Here is a 22,536-nt window from a genome sequence, read left to right as displayed (position 1 = left end):
CAAACCTCAGAATTCGCGCAGGATTTCGCGCAGCGTCGTGCCCTCATATTCGGTGCGAACCGCGCCCGCCTTTTGAAGCGCAGGGATGACCCCATTGACCAGATCGGGCAGTTGGCGGTTATAGCCGGACCCTTCAATCAATATGCCGTCGCCACCCACTTCGTCCATGACCGCCATCAACTGATCCGCGACCTCTTGCGCCGTTCCCCTGAATCTGGAGCCGCTGCCCCCCTTTCCTGAGGAAAACAGGTCGCGAAGGGATTTGCCCTCCTCCCGTCCGGCCTTCTTCATATGTTCCAGCGCGCTGGTGTGGCCGCCTGCCACGATGTCCTGCGGCACCGGCGCATCCACGTCATAGAGCGAAAAGTCGATGTCGAGCGAGGATGAAGCCATCACGATATTATGCTCGAACGCCGCCTGCTTTTCGGCCTCGGTCATTTCGGGCGGCTCTCCACCGTCGGGCAGGATGTTGACCGGCGTCAGGAAAAACACCTTGATGTCATCCGGATCGCGGCCCTGTTTTTCGGCGCGATTGCGGATGTCCTCGCGATAGGCCTTCATGCCCTTCACGCCGCCGGTCATCATGCCCAGCACGACTTCGGCATTCTTCGATGAGAAATCACGGCCCCGCTCGGACGCGCCCGCTTGCGCCAGAACCGGATAGCCCTGCGGCGACCGCAACGTGTTCAACGGCCCTCTCGATCTGAAATGCTGCCCCTCGAAATTGACGGTGTGGACCTTCGTATGATCGACATAGACACCCGTCTCGGTGTTCGCGACCAGCGCGCCTTCTTCCCAGCTATCCCACAGCTTCTTGCACAGTTCGACGAACTCGTCGGCAATGTCATAGCGCTCGCTGGGCGGCAGCAGCTTTTCCATGCCAAAGTTCAGCGCGGCGTTCTTCTCGCTCGACGTCACCATGTTCCATCCCGCTCGCCCCTTCGTCAGGGAGTCGATGGTGGAGAGCAGCCTTGCAAGCAGATGGGGCGGGTAGAAGGTGGTCGAAGCTGTCGCGATCAACCCGATATGCGACGTTTCCTGCGCCATCACCGGCAACAGCGGCAACGGATCGAGCTTTGGCGACAGCGTCGCATTCTTGAGGTCCAGCTCCATCGAACCACCGTAGCGATCACCCACGATCACCGTGTCTTCGAAGAAGATGAAGTCGAACTTCGCCGCCTCCAGCATCTTGGCCAGTTCCTTATGGTAGGAACCATCCGCCCATTGCGAGCCGAGTTCCTTGCCATCGCCCGGCCAGGACGTCGCGCCGAACTTGGTGAAATAGCCAAGGTGAAACTTCTTGTGGGCCATCGACGGAAACCTTTCTCACCAGTATTTCCACGCCTGTTTTCCCCCTCTGCGTCCGCAGCACATGGGGAAAGCGAGCATGCCGCCGGAGCCGCTTCAACGGCCCCGGCGCTCGCGGAACATTATCAATAGTTGACGTCGTTCAACCAAATGGCGAGTGAATTTGTCCGCCCTTGCGGAACGCCTTTTTTCAGGCTGCTTTCGCAGGCGGCAGTCCGGCGTCGGGAATGTCCAGATGCACCTCCCTATTGCGCGCATGATATCTGCTCAGTCCGAAGAATATGGCAGCGGCGAAGGCGCAGAGTGCAAACACACCGACAAATACCGGTTCATAACTGCCCGCAAAGTCACGCAGCCATCCTGCGGCAGGCGACATGAAGAAAGAGAATGGCAGCGTCATGACGCCCAGCAAGCCCAGGACCTTTGGCAAGGCGTCAAAACCATATAGCTGAACGACCAGCGCGCTGATCGGAGGAAAAACCGAGGCACTGCAAAAACCGATCAGTAACGCCGCGACATTCAATGCGACCATCCCTCCTGACAGGCCCATGATCGCCCATGCCGCGGCCAAGCCCAGACCGACGAGTCCGAGTGCTCTAGCCGAACCGAACCAGTCGCACGCAAAACCAGCCACCAGCGAACCGACGATGCTGGCCGCGCCTGAAACGGCGAGCAGCACTGCTCCCGTCTGCAAAGACTGATGATATCCTTCGACGATGGGTAGAAGATGCGCGCCACCCATGATGGCCGTGCCATTGAGGATGCCGTCACCGACAGCGATCAACCAGAATAACGCGCCGCTCAAAATGGCGATCTGCGTCGGACCCGATGTCGCCCCCTCGGCCCAGCCCGATTCTTCTTGGGCTTCGACCGGAGGATCGATCACCGTCAAGGTCAGCGGCAGCAAGAGCAGATGCAGGCCGGCGAGCAATAGGAAGAAGCTCATCAGTCCATAATTTTGGATGATGCTCACCCCAATGACGGGCAGGACGGTCACGAATAGGGGCAAAAAGGCAATGCCCATCACCTTGCCCCGCGCTTCGGGATACCAGCCGCTCGCCAGGACCGCAGGCGGCAGGGCGGAAAACAGGGCGGCGCCGGGACCGATCAGAAGGCCGCATTCAGCCAGCGCGATCGGCATGGTCGGCGCATAGGCCAGCGCCGCATACCCGATCAGGGAGATGAAGACACCGGTCGACATGACCCGGCGTAGGCCCCATCGACCAATCGCAACTGCTATCAGCGGACCAAACGCGGTGAGCGACAGGATGGCAAGGGATAGAGCCATTGTGGCCATGGCCAATGACGCATCGTACCGGTCCTGCAATGCAAGGACGCTGACGCCCAGACCACCGAACGCACAACCCGTCCCGACATTTTGCGCTAGCATGGCCCTGAAAAGCATCCCCCGCTTGCGTCGCTGCAGCGCGATGCCCTGACCACCCATGCCCACAACTTCAGTCATGCATTTACCGCCTTTGCGACTGGACGAGCGATCGTCCCTAAAAATTGTCCGACCCCCGCCAGGAAGATGGTAGGCCCATCACTTCTCCAGCGAACGCTTCTTCCAAAGTTCAGGCAAAGTGTTGGCGGCGACCCGGCACGAATCGAAGGGATGCTGGCCCATCCGTTGACATTCGTCAACTGTCTCATCAGGCACCGTTCCGCGATGGCCATGGTTCATCACGGAACGTGAGCGAACACCGCGCCAAACGGCCCGTTTTTCTACCTCAACAGGGGCCGGTCATTATCGGGCGATCCGACGCAGCCGACGAAGTCCTCCTACTGGTGAAACTCCGCCGCGCGGACTCCAGCCCGAACCCGCGCGTCCCCAGCGCGCCCTATATAAAGCTGCTCACATCCACGCCCGCCAGCGTGTTGACGCCGACCAGTATCACGCTCTGTTCGAATGTGCCGTCGCCATTGCCGTCGTAGAAGATCCAACCGTCGGTCGTTCCGGCGATGAAGGTCACATGGTTGACGCCCGCCGTCGCCTGGGCAGCGCTCAGCGCATCGGCGAAATTGTTGGTCGCGATCGTCGCCTCGGCATAATTGGACGCGGGCAGGCTACCGTTCAGGAAATCGAAATCGATGCGATCCCCCTCGCTGATACGGAAGTCGTTGATGCGGTCATAGCTGGAACTGTTCAGCGATGATGCGAGCCCTGCGAAGACGAAAGTATCCGCTTCCGTGCCGCCGGTCAGCGTATCCTTGCCCGCACCGCCGATCAGGATGTCGGCGCCCGCACCGCCCTTCAACGTGTCGGTCGACGCCCCGCCATCCAGAAAATCGTCGCCCGCTCCACCGTCCAGAAGGTCGCCGCCGTCTTCGCCAAACAATCTGTCGTTACCGCCATTACCCACCAGCGAGTCATTGCCCAACCCGCCCCAAAGGCTGTTGGCGCCGCTATTGCCGGTCATGGTGTTGGCCAGATCGTTGCCAATGCCGTCGATATTGCCAGCGCCGGTCAGCACCAGCTTTTCGATTTCCGCCGCCATCCGATAGCTGACGGATGTATTGACCTGATCCGTGCCACCACCCACGGCTTCGATGACCAGATCGTCATTGGCGGCATTGCCGTCATCGGACCAACTGTCCACCACATAGACATCATCGCCCAGCCCGCCGGTCATGCTGTCCGCGCCAGTACCGCCGTCCAGGCTGTCATTCCCCAGCCCGCCGATCAGCGTGTCGTTCCCGTCGCCGCCGAACAGCAGGTCGTTATCATCGCCGCCGTCCAGCAGGTCGTTGCCGCCATTGCCGGACAGATTGTCCTGCCCCAGCCCGCCGAAAATCTGGTTGGCGGCCTCGTTCCCGACGATGATGTTGGCAAGGTCGTTGCCGATGCCGTTGATCGGGGCAAGGCCGGTCAGGGTCAGCTTTTCGACCTCCGCCGCCATCCGGTAACTGACCGATGCGTAGACAAGGTCGGTGCCGCCCGATGCCTGTTCGATCACCTGATCGTCATTCCCGGCAAAGCCGTCGTCGGAATAGGTATCGACATAGAAGGTGTCGTTGCCCGTGCCGCCATCCATATAGTCCGCGCCTGCGCCGCCATCGATGATGTCGTTACCCGCCATGCCATAGATGGTGTCGTTGAGCGCGGTCGTCTGGTAACCCAGCACGGTAGTGGTCGGATTGATGCTGTTGTTGCCCGACGATCCGATGATGGTCTTGCCGGTTTCCGGAATGTCGGTGATGTTGATGGACAGCAACTGGTCATCGACATAACTGCCGTCGGTCGCCCGCACGATCAGCTGGTAGACTCCATCCTGGTCCGCATCCAGGCGATTTTCATAATCCACCGGGGTCAGGAAGGACACCGCGCCTGTCACCGCATCGATCGTGAACAGCGCCGCATCGGCCCCGCCCGCGATCGCGAAGCTGGGGGCCGTCCCGTCCGCATCGGCGGCCGTCACGGTGGTCACGGCCGTCTGGTTTTCCGCCATGCTGATGGCCGCGCTGGCTCCACCCCCGTTGGAGGTGATGACCGGGGCATTGTCATTGACGTTGGTGATCGTGATCGCCAGCGCCTGCGCCACATTATTGGTGCCATCGCTGGCCGTGACGACGACATTATAGGTACGATCGCCGTTGGCATCGCCGGGCGCTTCGAAATCCGGAGCCGCCTTGAAACTCAGCGCGCCGGTCACCGCATCGATCATGAACAGCGCGGCGTCCGCTCCGCCACTGATGCTGTATCCCAGCGCCGTGCCATCGGCATCGCTCGCCTGCACCGTCGCCGCCAGCAGGCTGTTTTCCGCAACCGACAGTGCCGCCGATGCCGCCCCGGCGTAGGATGTAAGGATCGGGGCATTGTCGTTGAGATTGGCGACCGTGACCGCCAGCGTCTGCCGATCGGCGTTCGCGCCGTCGCTGGCCTGCACGATTACGTCATAGACATTGTTGTGATCGGCATCCGCAGCCGCTTCATAGTCCGGCCCTGTCTTGAAGCTCAAGGCGCCGGTCGCAGCGTCGATGGTGAACAACGCGGCGTCGGCGCCGCCCGCTATCGAATAGCTGATCGATGGGCCATCGGGGTCGGTCGCCGTGACCATGGTGACGGCCGTCGCATTCTCATTGATCGTGATCGCGGCGGCAGCGCCTCCGCCGTTGGAGGTGATGACCGGCGCGGCCCCATCCGCCACGTCGCGCACGGTGACGGACAGGCTTTGGGTATCCACCCCGCCATTGCCGTCATTGGCGGCGACGATCAGCTGATAGACATTATCACCATCCGCATCCGCCGGATTTTCAAAGTTGGGCGCCGTCAGAAAGCGCAGCGCGCCCGTCACAGCATCGATAGCGAACAGCGCCGCGTCAGCACCCCCCGCAATCGAAAAGCCTATGGTCTGGCCAGCGTCAGTGTCCGTCGCCGCGACGGTGGTGACCGCCGTGCTGTTTTCATCGATGGACAGCGCGGCACTTGCGCCACCGCCATTGGATGTGATGACCGGCGGGGCGTTAAGGCCCGTCGACGGGATCGTCACATCGGCGAACTCGAAAAATTCGACGTTGCGGATCGTCTTCGTGCCCTCGGGCGATCCGGGACGCAGGTCACCGGCAATATAGCTGCCGTCGGGTTGAAGCGTGAAAATATAATCCGCCCGGTTCCCGGAAAAGACCAGCGTATCGATGTCGGCGCTGCCGTCGATCAGGTCGTTGCCCGCTCCCGCCAGGATGCGATCGTTGCCCGCCCCGCCGTGCATATAATCATCGCCAGCCCCGCCATCGAGCAGATCGTCGCCCGTGCCGCCATACAGTTCGTCATTGCCCGCGCCGCCATAAAGCTGGTCGTTGCCGGAATCGCCATTCAACGTGTCGTTGCTGGAAGTGTTCGCATCATCGCCATATAATATGTCATCGCCAGTGCCGCCCGACAGCGTATCGCCGCCTGCCTGGCCATAGAGGATGTCATTGTCATCCCCGCCGTTCAGCTTGTCGCTGCCCCGGCCACCCCAGATGAGGTCATTGCCAGCACCGCCATCGATGATGTCGTCGCCCGAGATATTGTTGAACCCCAGATCGTCGCCATAAAGCCGGTCGTTGCCCAGCCCGCCTGAGATGTTGTCGCTGCCGCGCCAGCCGAATATGATGTCGTCGCCTGCGTCGCCCTGAAGGTTGTCCTTGCCCGCGCCGCCCACGATGATGTCGTTGCCCGCGCCGCCCTGAACCAGCACGTCCTTTGCATAATCGATGCCGCCAACGCCGTGGTTGGTCAAGTCTATGACATCATCGCCATCGCCCAGCCAGAACTGCTCGATATTGTCGAAGCCGCCAAAGCCGCCCGATATGGTCCCATTATTATAGAATATCGCGTCGGACAGGTTTGACCCGTAGACGATATCGGTGCCGGTGCTGCCCAGCAGCAGATCCATGGAAATCTGGATATTGGACGCGGCGATCTGATATTGAGTCCCGGCGTCGGTCAGGATCGCGGTGTTCCACACGAGCTGCGCCAGCACGGCATCGGGCCGCACGATATCCAGGTTCGACAGGCGGGTGAAGGCAAAGAACAGGTCCTTCTCGGCCGTCCCGGTGACCGTCGAGCTGCCGACAACATTATAATAGCTGGCCATATCGTCTCCCCATCTCGTGCCAGGATGGCTGGGGCCTGCCCCCCGGCCCGGAGCGTGTGGAAAGCTGATACCCTCGAAACGGCCCGCGCCGCGAAGATCATCGGGATAAAGGCGCCGCCCTTAAGGGTAAGACGCCACCAATAGGCTTATTGTTCGCGGAACGACCGCCACATCAGGTCGGTCAAAGGGTCGAACATATATTGCAGTGCCGTGCGCCGCCGCAGGGGCACGACTACCTCCACCGGCATGCCCGGCTTCAGGACGAAATCGCCCCGCGCATAGCGCCGGATGAGCGCGATCTGCTCCGGCGGTATCTGCACCTCGCCCACGAAATAGGACACGCCGGTCTTTTCCTCGACGAAACTGTCGGCCGATACCCGCGTCACCCGCCCGTCGATGATGGGCAGGCTGCGCGCCGGAAACCCTGCAAAGCGCACCTCCGCCCTTTGCCCCACCGCCAGGTCGTCAATGTCGGCGGGGGAAAAGCGCGTCTCTATCACCACCGCGCCGTTGCGGGGCACGATGTCCATCAGCACCTGCCCGGCGGCGATCACGCCGCCCACCGTATGGACCGACAATCCGACCACCGTCCCGCTGACCGGCGCACGCACTTGCGTGCGCGCCACTTCATCGCGCGCCGCTGTCCATTTGGGCAGGACATCGCCCAGCTGCGTTTCGACGTCCCGCAATTCGGCCGTCACCTTTTCCTGCAACCCTTGCTTCGCCTCCAGCGCCTTCAACCGCGCTTCCCCGGCCATGCTGACGGAACTGTCGCGCGCCGCCAGCAGCCGCGCGCGTTGCCCGATCAGGTCGGCCTTGGCCCGTTCCAGCGCGCGGATGCGGGTCTTGCTTACAAATCCTTTGGCCGCGACATCTTGCAAACTGTTCAATTCGTCGCTGATCAACCGTTCCTGCTCGACCACCGCAGCAACCTGCTCGCGATAGCCCAGCACCTGCGATCCGGCCTGGCTGCCTTCCTGCATAGCCACACCCTGTTGTGTCGCCAGCAGCGCCGATCGCGCACCCATTTGCGCCCGTTGGGCCTGCATGGCGGCGTCGGCATCGGCGACGTCGGCCCCGGTCAGCGACCGGAACTCGACCGGCGCAGCGATCGCCGTCCCCGCCAACTCCGCCCTCAGCCGAGCGCGCTGCGCCATCAGCCAGATGGCCTGTGAAGCCAGCACCCGCTCCTGCGCCGTGACCGCCGGTGCGGCAAGACGGATCAGCACGGCGCCCTGCCGTACCTGCTGCCCTTCCTTCACCAATATCGCGGCAACGATGCCGCCATCGCGATGCTGGACGCTCTGCCGCTGCCCCGCGATGGTTGCCCGGCCCGGCGCCAGCGCCGCGGCGTCCAACCGGGCAAACGCGGCCCAGCCCAGAAACAGCAGGAAAAACGCCGCCGCAATCAACAGACCGGCCCGCACCTCCCGGCGGATATCCGGCCCCACGGCAGGCACCGTCCCCCCCTCTCCATTGGTCAGCAGGAGTACGCGCCGCGACCGCATCAACATCACGCCCTCTCCGCCGCAGCCAATGATCGTGTCGCGGTGAGCGCGCTCAGTACCTTGTCGCGCGGGCCGTTCATCCGCATGCGGCCATGGTCCAGCACCAATATCCGATCCGCTGGCGCCAGCAGGCTGGTGCGATGCGCCGTCACCATGATCGCGGCGCCGCGCGCTTTCGCCTGCCGCAGCGCGTCGATCAACTGCGCCTCTCCATCGGAATCGAGATGCGCATTGGGCTCGTCCAGGATCAGCACGGCGGGATCGCGGAACAAGGCGCGGGCCAGCGCGATCCGCTGCGCCTGCCCCATTGACAGCCCCGTGCCGCCCCAATCCAGCATCGTCTCATAGCCTCTCGGCAATCCCAGGATCATCTCGTGCACACCGCACAGACGAGCGGCGGCGATCACCTCGGCATCGATCCTGTCCCTGTCGACGGCGGCGCTTCCCTCTTCAAAAGCGAAGCGGGCGATGTTGTCCCGGATCGTTCCGGCAAAAAGCGAGGGCTGCTGGGGCATATAGCCGATATGCGCCGACAGCGCCTCGTCATCCCATTGCGCATAATCCGCGCCATCGATGCGGATCGTGCCCCGGCTGATCCCTATTGCCCCGGCGGTCAGGCGTGCCAGGGTCGACTTGCCCGCCCCGCTCGGCCCGATCACCGCCACCAATTCGCCCGGCGCGATGGTGAAGGACACATTGTTGATGATCAGCCGATCCGACTGACGATCATGCACGGAAATATTCTGGGCATCCACCCGGCCGGTCGGCGCGGGCAAGGCGGTACGCGGCGCCGGATCGAACTCCCCCTCCAGCCAAATCTTGATCTCCGCATAGGATTCGCGCGCCTGCACGAAACTGCGCCATTGGCCGACAAGCTGATCGATGGGGGACAATGCCCGCCCCAGCAGAAAGGATGAGGCAAAGATCGCACCACCCGAAATCTGCCCATCGATCGCCAGCAAGGCGCCCAGGCCCAGCGCCCCCGATTGCAGTGCGTTGCGCAGGAAACGGCTGACCATCACCCACCGTCCCGCCGCGAAGCTGGCATTGGCCTGCCACTTCAGCATATCCGCCCGCTCGGCCAGATGGCGGCGCACCATGGGGGTCCGCATGCCCAGCGCGCGGATCGTTTCCATCCCGCGCATGCTCTGGTCCAGGCTGGCATAGGACTGGCTCGCCGCCGCATTGGCCTGCGCCAGCGGGGAATAAATCACCCGCTCGCTCGCCCACGCTATGGCAAGCAGCACCACGCTGCCCACCAGCGCCAACAGGCCGATCCAGGGGTGGATGATGGTGCACACGATGATGTAGATCGGCGCCCACGGCACATCGAACAGCGCGTTCATGACCGGGCCGGTCAACGCCTGCCGAAGCTGGTCGCATTCGCGGATGGGCTGTTGCCGTCTGTGCTGGCCCGTCGCGGCTGGCGGCTGGCGCAGGGCAGCGGCGATCAGCGTCCGCGCGAACCGCCGGTCCAGCGCGATGCTTGCCCGCACCATGATGCGCGAACGAACATATTCCAGCAACGAAAGGGTGGCGAAAGCCATCAGCACCACGATGGTCAGGAACCCCAGCGTCGTGGCCCCCCGCGTCGGCACGACGCGATCATAAACCTGCAACATGTACAGCGTCGGCGCCAGGAACAACAGATTGGCAAGCGCACTGAACAGGGCTGCCCACATCACATGCGCCCGCACCGCATTCAGCACGGCTCTCATCTCGCGGCCTCGCCACCGCGCGGGCAAACGCTGCCAACGACGACTGAAACTGGCAGCGCCATCCTATCTCCCCAAAGCGCGACGGTTCAGCCCAACTCATCCCGTCGAACGGGCTACCGATCAACAGCGCAAAGGGATGCGGGGTGGCAAATTGGGTTGGTTAGACCAACTCTTGCGATCGGCCGTGCGACGCGCTGCCGTTAAGATCGGCGAGAGACCGGAGTCTTGCATGTGAAAGGATCGCCGACGCGGAGGCGGGGTTTGACCGCCTCCGCGTCGCTCACCCTGTGATGTTCAGCTATCCGGGCCGAGGTCGGGCACCCATGCAGCGCCATTGATATGCGCACCTCCATCGACGAACAGCGTGTTGCCGGTCAGGTATCGCGCGTCCTCGCTGGCCAGGAAAAGGGCAACGCCGCCGATGTCGGCCTCCGGGTCGCCCATTCGGCCCATCGGATTAGCCGCCGTGGTGGCCGCGGCGACTTCCGGCTCCGTTCGCTCAAATTCACGGTATCCCGCGGAAACGGCGGCGGGGCAGATGATGTTTGCGCAGATGCCGTAGCTTGCCCATTCCCGGGCGGCGCTGCGGGTATAGGCGCGAAGGGCTTCCTTACCGACATTATATTCGGCGGTCCCCAGATGCGCATTGACGCCGTTAAGCGACCCGATGTTGATGATACGGCCCCAATGTCGGCTGCGCATGTGCGGGAACGCCGCCTCCATCGACCATTTCGCGGCGTAAAGGCACATGTTCATGCAGGATTGGAACTGCGCATCGGATAATGTCTCGATGCGCTGCACTCCACCGCCGCTAAACGCATTGTTGACCAGGACGTCGATAGAGCCAAAGCGATCGACGCAAGCCTGAACGGCACCGACGACGTCATCACGCACCGTGACATCACATTTGCGGAAGTCGGCATCCACCCCAAGGCCGCGCAGTTCCTCCACGACCTCCACGCCTTTGTCCGCATTGAAATCCGCGACCAGGATGGACCCGCCTTCCTGCGCAAATCGCAGCGCCATGCCCCGGCCAATTCCATCTGCCGCTCCGGTAATCAGCGCCGCACGCCCGGCCAGCCGTTTTTCCACGCTCACGTCTTTATCTCCTACCTCTATTGCGTCGTTCCTGGCGAAGGGGTTAAATGAACGGGGACGCTTGTCAACAAACTAGGGCTATGGTTTATCGCTCGGTCATGATGTTTGCAGGCGATAGTCGGCGAAGGCCGAGAGAGGTTGGGGGTATGGCCCGATGATGAAACAGAGTGAAGAAGTTCAATCACCGGTGGCGCTGGTCACCGGGGCGACGCGCGGCATCGGCCGTGCAATAGCGATCGCCCTTGGCCGCGCGGGCTTCGCCGTCGCAGTGACCGGCCGCACCATGGCGGAAGGCGCTGGCCGTATGGAGAGCATGGGGGACACGCCTGTGCCGGGCAGCGTGGCATCGACAGTGGAAGCGATAAGGGCGGCTGGCGGTCAGGCGATGGGCGCACGGATCGACCTGCTCGATCGCGCATCCATCGATGCAGGGGTCGCGGCGGTACTCGATCGCTGGGGGCGGATAGACGTGCTGGTGAACAATGGCATCTACCAAGGGCCGGTTATCCTCCAACCGATCATGGACGTCGCGCTGGAAGACGCGGAAAGAGCGATCACCGGCAATTTCCTGAACCAATTTCACCTGAGCCAGATCGTGCTGAAGACGATGGTGGCACAGGGTTCAGGGCGAATGATCTTCATGACGACCTTGTCCTCCATCGAACCTTCCGCCCGCTCTCCGGGGGTGGGCCTCTTCTATCTGGCGCCCAAGGCAGCGTTCAATCGTATCCCGGACCATATCAACCAGGAGCACGGCAAGGACGGGATCAGCGCCTTCCTGATCGAACCGCGCTTTACCATGACGGACACGCTGCGCGCGGCCATGGGCGATCAGGCTGAAACGATCGGATCGGGAGAAGCAGCGCGCGATCCAGACGAAACCGCACAGACCGTCGTGTGGTTGGCGAGCCATGCAGACGCCCCGGACCTGGCCGGACCAGAAATGATCAACGCGCCGGACTTCTTCACCGAACAAGGAATTGCGCCGCCGGGATGATCCCGTCCGCATCAACGCGCACTGCACAATTGTCGGCGTAATGTCTGCCGTGATCACCAATGGCACAGATTTGAGGTTGTAAATTAAGGAGGGTTTGCGATGCTGTCCTCACCGCGCAGGCCAGTCCTATCGCTGATATGATCGCTTCGTCCAAGGCGGGCCGGAGGCGCCGGAAGATCGGCCATTGGCGCCCAGCGGGGGGGTGGACGATATCCAGCATCAGATCGTCGAGATGGCGCTGGATTACAGCGAGTTGTCACCGCGAACTCCCGTGTAAAATCTGGCCCGCAGTACATTTTTCTATTCATGGCTGAATAATGTACCATCAAAGGCCGGTACTAAACATCTAGAGCGTGCTGCGTTTAATCGGACGCAGGTCACGCGCTCTAGTTTTTTGTTATCGCATCCTTTTAAGCACCAAACCGGTTCCCACTTTTGCGCACGATGCTCTAGGATCAGGACCCATTGATCAGAGCGTGGCGATCTGATTCAGGCTCCGTGAGGAGACTGGATTTGAGCAACCTGTACTGGCTGACGAACGAACAGATGGCGCGGCTGGAGCCGTATTTCCCGAAGAGCCACGGCAAGGCTCGGGTGGATGATCGCCGGGTGTTGAGCGGGATCATTTTCGTGAACCGCAACGGGTTACGCTGGCGGGATGGAAGGATTATGGGCCGCACAAGACGCTCTACAACCGCTGGAAGCGGTGGAGCGATAAGGGTGTCTTCCTTGGGATGATGGAAGGGCTGGCTGCGCCCCAGGCTTACGAACGCAAGACGGTGATGATCGACGCGACCTATCTCAAGGCGCACCGCACGGCATCAAGCCTGCGGGTAAAAAAGGGGGCGCGGGGCGCCTGATCGGGCGCACGAAAGGCGGCATGAACACAAAGCTTCATGCTGTAACAGATGCCAACGGTCGCCCGATCAGCTTCTTCATGACGGCCGGTCAGGTCAGCGATTACATCGGTGCCGCTGCCCTGCTCGATGAGCTTCCCAAAGCAAGATGGCTGCTCGCCGATCGTGGCTATGATGCCGACTGGTTCCGCGATGCCTTGCAGGAAAAGGGCATCACCCCCTGCATCCCTGGTCGAAAATCCCGGAACAAGGCCGTCAAATACGACAAGCGCCGCTACAAAAGGCATAACCGCATCGAGATCATGTTCGGCCGCCTCAAGGACTGGCGCCGCGTCGCGACACGCTACGACCGCTGCCCGACAGCCTTCTTCTCCGCCATCGCCCTCGCTGCCACCGTCATCTTCTGGCTCTGATCAGTGAGTCCTGACCTTAGGTAATTGCTTGCCAGCTAAGCCTACCCTTGCCATCCGAACTACATCATGTGGAAACTGGTTCGCCTTGGTCTGACAGCACCGTCGGTTTCAAACCGGCCCTGAGCCGGCTTCCGCAGACGGGCTCTCCGTTCCGGCCTTTGCATAGGCTTCGCGCAGCCGCGCCTTGAAGACCTTGCCCGTCGCTTGCCTTGGGATGCTGTCCACCAGAACGGCTTCCTCGGGAATCCACCATTTCGCGCACTTGCCTGCGAAATAGGCGATGAGATCGGCCGGATCGGGGTGGCAGCCAGCGCGAGGAACGACGATCAACAGCGGCCTTTCGTCCCATCGTGGATGCGGGATGCCGATAACGGCGGCTTCAGCGACATCGGGATGAGAGGTTGCGATATTTTCCAGCGCGATGGAACTGATCCATTCCCCGCCTGACTTGATGACGTCCTTTTCGCGATCGACGATTTCGACATAGCCTGCGGGATCGACGACGGCGATGTCGCCGGTCGGGAGCCATCCTTCGTGCGCGGCTTCGATAGGAGGACCATCGCCGTCATAATAGCTGGACGTAACGCTGGGACCACGAATTTGCAGGCTGCCGAACGTCTTCCCATCCCAGGGAGCTTCCTCCCCTTCTGCATCGACAATGCGAATGCTGAATGGATAGGGAGTGCGCCCCTGCTTGCCGAGCATGGCCCGCCTGTCTTCGTCGTCCAGATGCTCCCAATCATGGGGCGCGTTGAACAAGCCGCCAGCACTTGTTTCGGTCATCCCCCAGCCATGGCAGGTTTGAACGCCGTATTTTTCCTCCAGCGTCTTGATCATCGACGGCGTGGGAGCCGTCCCGCCGACGATGACGCGCTCCAGCGAGTCTATGCGTTCGTCCTGCGCTTCCAGAAACTGGATCAGGTCGGTCCAGATGGTGGGCACCCCTGCGGCCAGCGTCACCTGTTCGGCGCTGATCAGTTCGAAGAGGCTGCGTGAATCGAGCCCGCTGCCCGGGAGGACGAGCTTGGACCCGTTCATCGCCGCAGCAAAAGGCAGCGTCCATGCATTGACATGATACATGGGGACTATGGGAAGCAGGCTGTCCCGGCGCCGGACCGCGAACCAGTCGATGCCCGAAATCACTAGCGATTGCAGCACTACCGAGCGATGGGAATAAAGGACTCCCTTGGGGGCACCGGTCGTGCCCGAAGTATAGCAGAGCGCCGACCCGGTTCGTTCGGGGATCACTGGAAAGTCAAAGGCGCCGGGCGCCGCTTCGACCAATTGCTCATAAGGTAAAAGCCCCGCAGCGTCCCCGCAGCCTGATCCCATGACGACAATGTGGCGGACATTTTTCAGGCTGCCCCTGATCTGCTGGACCAGCGGAACGAATTGCGGCTCAACCACCAGGACTTTGTCCTGCGCGTGATTGATGATGAATTCGACCTGTTCCGGGAACAGGCGAGGATTTACCGTATGGATGATCGCACCCATGGCGGGTACGGCGAAATAGACCTCCAGATGCCGCAGCGAGTTGGTGGCCAGGGTGGCGACCCGGTCTCCCGCAACGACGCCCAGATCGGTCAGCGCACTACATAATTGCCGTGAGCGATTGAGAAGCTGTGAATAGGAACTGCGGACTATCCCGCCATCCGGCTGACGCGACACGATTTCGCGATCACCGTGGAACCGGTCGGCATGCAGCAGGATAGAGCCTATCGTCAGCTCAAAATCCATCATCGTCCCGATCATCTACAGCTCACATTCTTCGTGATTGGATATACATCGTCAATGCGGCCCGGCGGCAAGTTGCACCCGGTCTCCTCGCTTTACCATATCGGCCCTTCTCCGTTGTCAGGATGGGGAAGCTGACGGAGGCATTCCTCCGTAGCCGCACAGAAATTATCGGTGTCTTGCGCAATCATGGCGGTGGAAAGGAACCCCATGCCTGCCCCCGACACATGGAAGCCCTTGAGCACAAGCAGCCGTTGCAGCACGACCATTGCCGCGCTTTCGGCGGGCGTATGCTGCTGGCTTCTATAGTCATGGACAGGCCGCTGATGCGTGATGATCTTGAACATCGACCCGACGCCCGTCACCTGCCCTGGAAACCCTGATGAGGCGAAGGCCTGCGTCAACCCGGCGCGGACACGATCGCCCAGCATGTTGACATGCGCGACCAATTCGGGGGTCAGCAGTTCCAGCGTCACCTTGCCCGCCGTCATTGTCACCGGATTGGCAGAGAAAGTCCCGCTCCAAGGCACCAACGGCCTACCCGAATGATGATCGAAGACTTTCATCACCTCTTTCGATCCTACCAGCGCACCGACGGGAAAGCCCCCGCCGATGATCTTGCCGAGGACGGTGAGGTCCGGCTTTATGCCAAATCGCTTCTGGGCTCCGCCATGGTCCAGGCGGAAGGATATGACTTCATCGAGGATGAACACAGCGCCGATCTCGGTCGCCAGCTCCCGCAACGTCGCCGCGAACTCCGGCGTTACATGGGTGAAGCCGAGATAGCTGGGCGCGGCGTCGAGCAGAATCGCCCCGATGCGATCCTTATGCGCACGGATGATCTGGGCGGCAGTTTCAGGATCATTGAACGGGATGACATAGACATCTTCCAGAAGTCGGTCAGGTACGCCCGCAGCGTAGCCAACCGACTTTGGCGGCGTGGCGAACTCCTCCTTGGGCGTGTCCAGGCTGACTTCGGCATAATCATAGGAGCCATGATAGCTGCCTTCGACCTTCACGATAGCGGGTCGACCGGTGTACGCGCGCGCGGCCTTGATCGCCGACATCACCGCTTCGGAACCGCTATTGCTGAACCGGACATTTTCCGCGGACTCTATGCGGTCGCATAAGAGTTCAGCGAGCTCGATCTCAACCTCGGTCGGGTTGGTGTAGGCCGTCCCCAACATCAACTGCTTGGAAACGGCCTCTATGATCGCCGGGTTGGCGTGACCGTGGATCAGCGACGCAAAGTTGTTGAGCAGGTCTAGCCGCGCCGTGCCATCGACATCGGTGACATAGGCGCCCTTGCCGAATTTCGTGTAGACCGGGAAAGGCTCAAGCCATGGAACCAGACGCGTAATTCCCCCGGGATAGACCTTGAGCCCGCGTTCGTAGAGCCGCTTCGACTGGGAGTCTTCATTGGGCCAGATTGCCATTTTAACCCCGTCAGTATTAGGTCATTCCCGTCCAATTACGGATATTATCGCATTCCGCCGAAACATACTAGTGAACGTTTGTTAATGCAAGTACGGGGTTGTAATTGCGGTGAGGGATCAGGGGCCAAGCAACATCGAAGGAGGTTGCATCGATGGTTGCCATCGGGCTTGGGAGAGTATTAAGGAACCAGCAGAATGACTTCACCGACAAATCAGACGAAGGTCCTGCGAAAGCGCGCTGGATACGAGGCCAGGCTGGCCGAATCCGAAGAGCTGGCGATCGAGCGGGAGAACCGCGCCACGCGATCGGATACCCGGGCACGGCTGCTGGTCGCGGCGCTCGACCTGTTTTCGAAGAACGGCTTTGAAGCTTCGACCATGCGTGACCTGGCTCAGTTCGCAGGCATCAAGGCACCCGCCATTTACAATCACTTCAAGTCGAAGGAAGCCTTGCTGGGCGAAGCTCTGCTATGGGCGATGGAGGACTTCAACGAGCGGGTCCTGGGTCCTCGCGACCCCCGCGAATCGAACGTTGAAGCGTTGGAAGGGATTTTGGAACGGCACATCCGCTACCAGCTGGACAACCCGGTCATCGCCAGGGCCTTCGACATATTGATGGCGCACAATCTGCTTCAGCGCGTCGGCGAAATAACGTTCCAGCAGGCTATTCAGGACCGGCTGCGGCTCTATTTGCGCGAAGTGACGAAATTGGTGGCTCTGCTGGTCGAAGAAGCTCCTGCGAAGGCGGACTACAGGATTGTGTCGAGCGCTATCTCTACCATGTATGATCAGGTCGGACGCTGGTACGTTTCCACGTCCAAGACAGATGATGATACTCTCGTCGCGACTTATTGGGACCTGGCAAGGCGGATGCTTGGCATCGACAGGTAATGGGGTTGCCTGATCCCTTGGCGTCGATGCTCGTCAATCACTGGCAAAAATGGGCGGGTTATCAATAGGTCGCCCCGAAGCCGACCGCTATCGCCAATGAAGCGAACCCTATATAGTCGACATGAGAACGGCCATGCTCCCGTCCACTGGAGCATGGCCGCTTCTTTAACCCCGCAGCCGGTTATCCCTGGGCGCAGGACCTCAGCATGTCGGTATATTCCTGACGCGTTGCGACCCGGCGACCCAGAACCTCGCCCAGCTTCGCGCCGAGTTCGAAGGTCTGCAAGTTCGACTGGATGCGATCATCGCGATGCGGCCAGAGCCAATAGGTATCCTCCATGCCCACCCGAATGTGCAGGCCCATCGCGGCTGCCAGCGTAGCGACATACATGGATGCCCGGCCCGCCGCGCACACCATGATCACCCCATCGGGATCGACGTCACGGATCGTGGTGACGGTGCGCATCAGGCCTTCGACCATCTGGCGTGGATTTTCCATCGGACTGCAACCCGGCAAGGCGGGCAGGATCAGCCAGAAGGCCGGTCCCTTTATCAGGCCGCTCTTGATCAGGAAGCGGTCGGCATTGGCAACGTCGGCGTCGGTATAGACAGCGATTTCAGGAATGCCGCCATTTTCCAGAATGAGGCGCACCTTTTCGATCATGACCGGCGCAGGCTTGCTGAACAGAGAGTCGCCGATATAGGTCGTCGTGGTGTTGATCGGCGCACCGTCCAGCAGACCAGTGGCGAGCACCCGCTTCATTTCGGCCCATTCGCCTTCGAGCGCCGGAACAAGGCAGCCATCGACCGACAGGTCGGGATAGTCCTTCTTCAGGGGCGCGATGACCTGCTCGAACCGGTCTAGCGAAAGGACATTATAACCCTCGTCATCGCGAACATGAATGTGAACCGTGCTTGCACCTGCTTCAAGACATTCGCGGGCAGAATTGCGAATTTCTTCCGGCGTATAAGGCTGGTTCGGATTTTGCGACCGGCGGAAGAACGCGCCGGTAATGGCCACCGAGACGGCCAGAGTTTCGGGAATGTTCCATGGAACGGAGATTGGTGCATCGTGGAACGCAGAATGTTCCAGATCAAGAACGATCGGTGCGCCGTAAGGCCGCCAGATCATCCGCTCATTTTCGCGAGCGACACCTTTCCCAACTCTATCCCAATCAATCTTAACCATTTTTCACTCCTACGCTAAGTAATCCATCCATCCGCAACGGCATGTGCCGCCGCAAATCTCACTCATTCATCTATCCAAGGTCAGCACGTTGAAGCCGGACAGTATCAACGCGCTGCGCAGGGCAGCGATGCCCGGTGCGTCGTAACCTTCCGCGTTGGTCAACAGGATGTTCATCGACGTATCGCTTCCGCTTTTGCCGAGCCGAGGGGCGCTCGGACAACCATAATAATTAACGTTTGTTTCTATTTTCAGCAATTGTTCGTTTATGACGGTTGGCCACTCACCAACCCCCGTTTCAATCCAACGGCGTCATCTCTCTGGCCCTATTGCAAAACCGCTCCGTTCAGTGACAAAGGCGGTCGGCGTTGTTCCTATCAAGCGTTTGAACATCGCGGTGAACGCGCTGGGCGTTTCATATCCCAGCGACAAGGCCGTGCTCAGGATGGGCTCTCCCGCGATGAGTTTAGGCAACGCCGCGACGATCCGCGCTTGCTGCCGCCAGACGGAAAGAGGGCAACCCAGTTCATCGCGGGCCAGACGTGACAATGTTCTCGCCGAAGCACCCGATGAACGTGCAAGCTCCTCGATATCGGGGCCACCGGGGCTGTCCAGTATCTGTTCGCATGCCCGGACAAGGCGAGGATCGGATGGCATCGCCAGCATAACGGCGTCCGCCGGTAGATCGTTCAGTTCGTCCAGCAACAGCGCATGCAGGCGAAGAGTGCGCGCTGCATCCCAGTTGGGAACGGCCTGGTCGATCGCTCGCAATATGAGTTCTCGCACCAGCGGCGTGACAACGAATCCTCCCGCCCTTTCGCCCAAAAGGGGCGGTGTTCGATCCGACGCGATATAGAGCGTACGCAACAGAACAGGCGTTCGCGCCCGGAATTCATGCACGGTCCCAGGCGGGATCCATACGGCACGTTGTGGCGGAACGACCCACAATTTGTGATCCGCCCTGATTTCCATGACGCCCGAAACAGCGTGGACGAACTGGCCGTTTGGATGCGAATGCGCCGAAATGACGTCGCCTTCGACGAAGTTGCGAGCAAGCACATGGACGGCGCTGGTATGTTTACTAGTGTCAACCAACTGAATGCTCCTCCAACCCGTTGGAAGTCTGAAACTACGAAGGGGCCGTGTTCCGTCCTTATGACACAATGAAGTCTGGCGCGAAGCGGGTTGATGGCCAACTTATACGCCTAATCGGCCAAAAAACACGCGAGTGCACGCGAGGCAGATATCGCGCATCAAGGTGGTCCGCGATCCGAACGAAATAGTTTCCATTTGAACGGCGCCGTCCGACAGGGCATATGCATAATATGAAAGATCGTTTGCATTTATACATTCGCGACTGGGGCATTAAAACGTGTCGGTGAAGGATAGTAACGTTAAACTGCTGCAAACGAACTCCGCAAAGGTCGGCGATGCTACGGCGGCTCCGATCGCCTCGGCGCACCGCGTCCGGCCGAAGAGGACCCGTCGCAAATCGGGGATGCGGGAGGAGTTGTTGAAGGCCGCGGTGGAGCTGTTTGGTTCTCGCGGCTATGAAGCGGTGTCGTTGCGGGACATTACGGCAGAGGTTGGGCTGAAGCCACCCGCCTTCTATAACCACTTTAAATCGAAGGATGAATTGCTCGTTTCGGCGGTCCTTGCTGCCCTCGACATGTTCAACAGCGAAGTGGTGGACAATGACGAGGCGGACATGCCGCCGGTCGAACGGATGAACGCACTTATCCGCCGTCATGTGCTGTACCAGATTTCCAACGCCGCCTTCGCCAAGGCGAACGACCGGCTGATAGATTCGGCGATGCTGGAAAGGATCGGAAGTCCTGGCGCAAAGCAGGAAATCCGTTCACATATGCGCCGCTACCTCGACGTCCTCACCCAGATTGTACGGGACATTTTGGCCGGACGATCCGATAACGCGCTGGATCCACGCATTTGTGCGCTGGCCATAGGCACGATGTGCGACAATGTTTTGGTGTGGTATCGTCCGGGCGGGTCGGACAGCCCGGAAAAGGTCGCTCGACGTATGTCGGAACTTGCCCGTAACATGCTGAAGGTTGACTGACCCGAAGACACTTGACGACATCGCAGGTCAGGTTAATATGAATGAACATTCGTATTAATGACGGCGGGAAGACTCGAAAATGAGCGGGTTGGGTCAATATGTGATCGGCGTCGTGATGCTCTTCGCGATGTGGGGCGCGATCGCCGCTGTCCGGGACGATAGCACAGGCATGGGCTGGGAATTCATGGAGGGGATCCGCACGACGGGCATCCTCTTCCTTCCGGTCGGCGCAGTGCTCGCTGCGGCACCGGTCCTGTCGGCCGCCATCACCCACGCCGTCGCCCCGCTCTTTTCCCTCGCAGGGGCGGACAGGGCGATGGCGGCGACGACGCTGATTTCCGTCGATATGGGCGGCTATCAAATGGCCGACGCGCTCGCTGCCAGCCGTGAGAACTGGATCATCGCGTCGTTCAACGGCTTCCTGCTGGGGCCGCATGTCGTTTTCACCATCCCTGTGGCGCTGGCGATGCTGCCCAGGAAGGACCATCGTTATTTGGCCCTGGGCATGATGGCGGGCCTTATCACCATACCCATCGCGCTGTTCGTGGGATTAAGCGTCGTCGCAATGACCCAGCCGCTCATCCGGCCCACGGTCGCAACCGGCGGCCCGGCGACGTTCCGCCTCGCCATGACATTCGGTCAGATCCTGCACGACCTTTTCCCACTGACCATCATCGTTGGCGCTATCGTGGCGGGCCTGCGGTTCATCCCGGACCTCATGGTGCGAGGGTTCATGGGATTTGGCCGCCTTGCCGATGCGGCGATAAAGCTGATCTTCGGCGCTTGTATCGTCCAATACTTCACGGGCGTTTTCGGCCATCTGTTCGGCGGATGGCCGTTTGACCCGCTGCTGGCCGACTCGGCCAATTCGATAAGGGGGCTGGAGATCGCCGGATATATCGGCATCATGCTGGCCGGTGCCTTTCCGATGGTCTATGCGCTGCGTCGTTATTGCGGCAAAGCCATCGAGAAGCTGGGCAAGCTGACCGGTTTCAGTGCCGTCGGAAGCGGCGGGTTGATAGCGACCACCGCCAACCCGCTGACGCTATTCAGACTGATCCCGGAAATGGATGCGCGCAACAAGGTGATGACGATCGCCTATGCGGTGTGTGGTTCCTGGATATTGGGGGATTCCCTCGCCTTCATCGCGAATTTCCAGCCTTCGTTGATCGTGCCGTTGATGTTCGGAAAGCTGGTGGGGGCGATCTGCGGCATCATGGTCGCGCGCTGGCTGTCGGTGCCACGCGCCTTGCGCTTCGAGGAGGAGGACAAGGCTGCGGCCGAGGCGGCTGCGGCACCGTCCAATACAAAGCTGCATGCCCTTGAAGGAGCCATGCTGTGACCGCCGACATCCGCTTGTTCCGCCTTCAGGATACACCCATGTCGGATTATGGCGATGGTCCGGGTTCGGCCAGCATCGCCCGATTGATCGGGCCTGATAGCAGCAGGACGATGGGTGCTTATTTCGCGACGTTCGATGGCCGGTCTGTGCCATGGACGGTGCGATATGACGAGATGATCCTGTGCCTTTCGGGCAAGTTCCGCCTGAGCACGGGGGATGAGGTCCACGAACTTGGACCCGGGGACATGCTGTGGATCGGGAACGGCACTGAATTGCGCTATGAAGGGGAGCAGGCGACGGTCTTTATCGCGATCGCCCCCGTCGATTGGCGTGACCGTCAGCCCCACGCCTGAATCCATCCCGGCAGCTCAGGCCCCGGGATGTTACATTCT

At 60.8% G+C, this 22,536-nt stretch carries 15 protein-coding genes and 1 pseudogene; 6 read left to right on the top strand and 10 right to left on the bottom strand.

Features of this window, described 5'->3' with window-relative positions; all coding sequences use genetic code 11:
* Nucleotides 1-6 precede the first annotated feature (6 nt).
* From ACZ5YV_RS16890 to ACZ5YV_RS16865, 6 genes are all read right to left on the bottom strand, one after another.
* Complete coding sequence (locus ACZ5YV_RS16890; protein WP_464789532.1) at nt 7-1,311, bottom strand: NtaA/DmoA family FMN-dependent monooxygenase; 1,305 nt, start codon at nt 1,309-1,311, stop codon at nt 7-9.
* A 187-nt stretch (nt 1,312-1,498) separates the two neighbouring features.
* The gene (locus ACZ5YV_RS16885; RefSeq protein ID WP_464789531.1) at nt 1,499-2,773 is read right to left on the bottom strand and encodes an MFS transporter; all 1,275 of its coding nucleotides are present in this window, start codon (nt 2,771-2,773) and stop codon (nt 1,499-1,501) included.
* Nucleotides 2,774-3,149: 376 nt separating this feature from the next.
* Nucleotides 3,150-6,887: a beta strand repeat-containing protein gene (locus ACZ5YV_RS16880; RefSeq protein ID WP_464789530.1), complete on the bottom strand. Its 3,738-nt coding sequence runs from the start codon at nt 6,885-6,887 to the stop codon at nt 3,150-3,152.
* A 146-nt stretch (nt 6,888-7,033) separates the two neighbouring features.
* A complete protein-coding gene (locus tag ACZ5YV_RS16875) occupies nt 7,034-8,401 on the bottom strand; it encodes an HlyD family type I secretion periplasmic adaptor subunit (protein WP_464789529.1) in 1,368 nt (455 codons plus the stop codon).
* Entirely contained in the window at nt 8,401-10,113 is a 1,713-nt protein-coding gene (locus ACZ5YV_RS16870) for a type I secretion system permease/ATPase (protein WP_464789528.1), read from the bottom strand. The genes ACZ5YV_RS16875 and ACZ5YV_RS16870 overlap by 1 nt, the downstream gene beginning before the upstream one ends.
* Before the next feature lie 294 nt (nt 10,114-10,407).
* Nucleotides 10,408-11,211: an SDR family NAD(P)-dependent oxidoreductase gene (locus tag ACZ5YV_RS16865; protein ID WP_464789527.1), complete on the bottom strand. Its 804-nt coding sequence runs from the start codon at nt 11,209-11,211 to the stop codon at nt 10,408-10,410.
* Nucleotides 11,212-11,368: 157 nt separating this feature from the next.
* Between ACZ5YV_RS16865 and ACZ5YV_RS16860 the strand changes: the two genes are divergently transcribed.
* Together ACZ5YV_RS16860 and ACZ5YV_RS16855 are read left to right on the top strand one after the other, a co-directional pair.
* The gene (locus ACZ5YV_RS16860; protein ID WP_464789526.1) at nt 11,369-12,208 is read left to right on the top strand and encodes an SDR family NAD(P)-dependent oxidoreductase; all 840 of its coding nucleotides are present in this window, start codon (nt 11,369-11,371) and stop codon (nt 12,206-12,208) included.
* Nucleotides 12,209-12,721: 513 nt separating this feature from the next.
* Nucleotides 12,722-13,478, top strand: a pseudogene (locus ACZ5YV_RS16855) (IS5 family transposase).
* A gap of 108 nt (nt 13,479-13,586) precedes the next feature.
* Here ACZ5YV_RS16855 and ACZ5YV_RS16850 read toward each other — a convergent pair.
* Both ACZ5YV_RS16850 and ACZ5YV_RS16845 read right to left on the bottom strand, forming a co-directional pair.
* On the bottom strand, nt 13,587-15,218 hold the full coding sequence (locus ACZ5YV_RS16850; protein ID WP_464789525.1) for a long-chain fatty acid--CoA ligase: 1,632 nt from the start codon (nt 15,216-15,218) through the stop codon (nt 13,587-13,589).
* An 89-nt stretch (nt 15,219-15,307) separates the two neighbouring features.
* Entirely contained in the window at nt 15,308-16,648 is a 1,341-nt protein-coding gene (locus ACZ5YV_RS16845) for an aspartate aminotransferase family protein (protein WP_464789524.1), read from the bottom strand.
* 195 nt (nt 16,649-16,843) lie between these two features.
* On the opposite strand from ACZ5YV_RS16845, the gene ACZ5YV_RS16840 reads away from it, so the two are divergent.
* Nucleotides 16,844-17,539, top strand: coding sequence for a TetR/AcrR family transcriptional regulator (locus ACZ5YV_RS16840; RefSeq protein WP_464789523.1), 696 nt, complete (start codon nt 16,844-16,846; stop codon nt 17,537-17,539).
* Between the two features lie 181 nt (nt 17,540-17,720).
* On the opposite strand, the gene ACZ5YV_RS16835 is transcribed toward ACZ5YV_RS16840, so the two are convergent.
* Nucleotides 17,721-18,728, bottom strand: a complete 1,008-nt coding sequence (locus ACZ5YV_RS16835) for a beta-keto acid cleavage family enzyme (RefSeq protein ID WP_464789522.1) — start codon at nt 18,726-18,728, stop codon at nt 17,721-17,723.
* Between the two features lie 309 nt (nt 18,729-19,037).
* Nucleotides 19,038-19,820: an AraC family transcriptional regulator gene (locus ACZ5YV_RS16830; RefSeq protein WP_464789521.1), complete on the bottom strand. Its 783-nt coding sequence runs from the start codon at nt 19,818-19,820 to the stop codon at nt 19,038-19,040.
* Nucleotides 19,821-20,238: 418 nt separating this feature from the next.
* On the opposite strand from ACZ5YV_RS16830, the gene ACZ5YV_RS16825 reads away from it, so the two are divergent.
* The 3 genes from ACZ5YV_RS16825 to ACZ5YV_RS16815 all read left to right on the top strand — a co-directional run bounded on the left by ACZ5YV_RS16825 (nt 20,239) and on the right by ACZ5YV_RS16815 (nt 22,497).
* Complete coding sequence (locus ACZ5YV_RS16825; protein WP_464789520.1) at nt 20,239-20,802, top strand: TetR/AcrR family transcriptional regulator; 564 nt, start codon at nt 20,239-20,241, stop codon at nt 20,800-20,802.
* Nucleotides 20,803-20,881: 79 nt separating this feature from the next.
* The gene (locus ACZ5YV_RS16820; RefSeq protein ID WP_464789519.1) at nt 20,882-22,144 is read left to right on the top strand and encodes an ethanolamine utilization protein EutH; all 1,263 of its coding nucleotides are present in this window, start codon (nt 20,882-20,884) and stop codon (nt 22,142-22,144) included.
* The gene (locus ACZ5YV_RS16815; protein ID WP_464789518.1) at nt 22,141-22,497 is read left to right on the top strand and encodes a hypothetical protein; all 357 of its coding nucleotides are present in this window, start codon (nt 22,141-22,143) and stop codon (nt 22,495-22,497) included. The genes ACZ5YV_RS16820 and ACZ5YV_RS16815 overlap by 4 nt, the downstream gene beginning before the upstream one ends.
* The last annotated feature ends 39 nt before the right edge of the window (nt 22,498-22,536 follow it).

It is taken from the genome of Sphingobium sp. TomTYG46 (assembly GCF_055396345.1).
This window is presented reverse-complemented; position numbering and strand designations above follow the sequence as displayed.

Bases quoted from the DNA above. Each gene is read 5' to 3' on its own strand.
- ACZ5YV_RS16840 (WP_464789523.1), top strand. From the start codon at position 16,844: ATGACTTCACCGACAAATCAGACGAAGGTCCTGCGAAAGCGCGCTGGA.
- ACZ5YV_RS16885 (WP_464789531.1), bottom strand. From the start codon at position 2,773: ATGACTGAAGTTGTGGGCATGGGTGGTCAGGGCATCGCGCTGCAGCGA.
- ACZ5YV_RS16845 (WP_464789524.1), bottom strand. From the start codon at position 16,648: ATGGCAATCTGGCCCAATGAAGACTCCCAGTCGAAGCGGCTCTACGAA.
- ACZ5YV_RS16835 (WP_464789522.1), bottom strand. From the start codon at position 18,728: ATGGTTAAGATTGATTGGGATAGAGTTGGGAAAGGTGTCGCTCGCGAA.
- ACZ5YV_RS16880 (WP_464789530.1), bottom strand. From the start codon at position 6,887: ATGGCCAGCTATTATAATGTTGTCGGCAGCTCGACGGTCACCGGGACG.
- ACZ5YV_RS16890 (WP_464789532.1), bottom strand. From the start codon at position 1,311: ATGGCCCACAAGAAGTTTCACCTTGGCTATTTCACCAAGTTCGGCGCG.
- ACZ5YV_RS16875 (WP_464789529.1), bottom strand. From the start codon at position 8,401: ATGTTGATGCGGTCGCGGCGCGTACTCCTGCTGACCAATGGAGAGGGG.
- ACZ5YV_RS16860 (WP_464789526.1), top strand. From the start codon at position 11,369: ATGAAACAGAGTGAAGAAGTTCAATCACCGGTGGCGCTGGTCACCGGG.
- ACZ5YV_RS16820 (WP_464789519.1), top strand. From the start codon at position 20,882: ATGAGCGGGTTGGGTCAATATGTGATCGGCGTCGTGATGCTCTTCGCG.
- ACZ5YV_RS16870 (WP_464789528.1), bottom strand. From the start codon at position 10,113: ATGAGAGCCGTGCTGAATGCGGTGCGGGCGCATGTGATGTGGGCAGCC.
- ACZ5YV_RS16850 (WP_464789525.1), bottom strand. From the start codon at position 15,218: ATGATGGATTTTGAGCTGACGATAGGCTCTATCCTGCTGCATGCCGAC.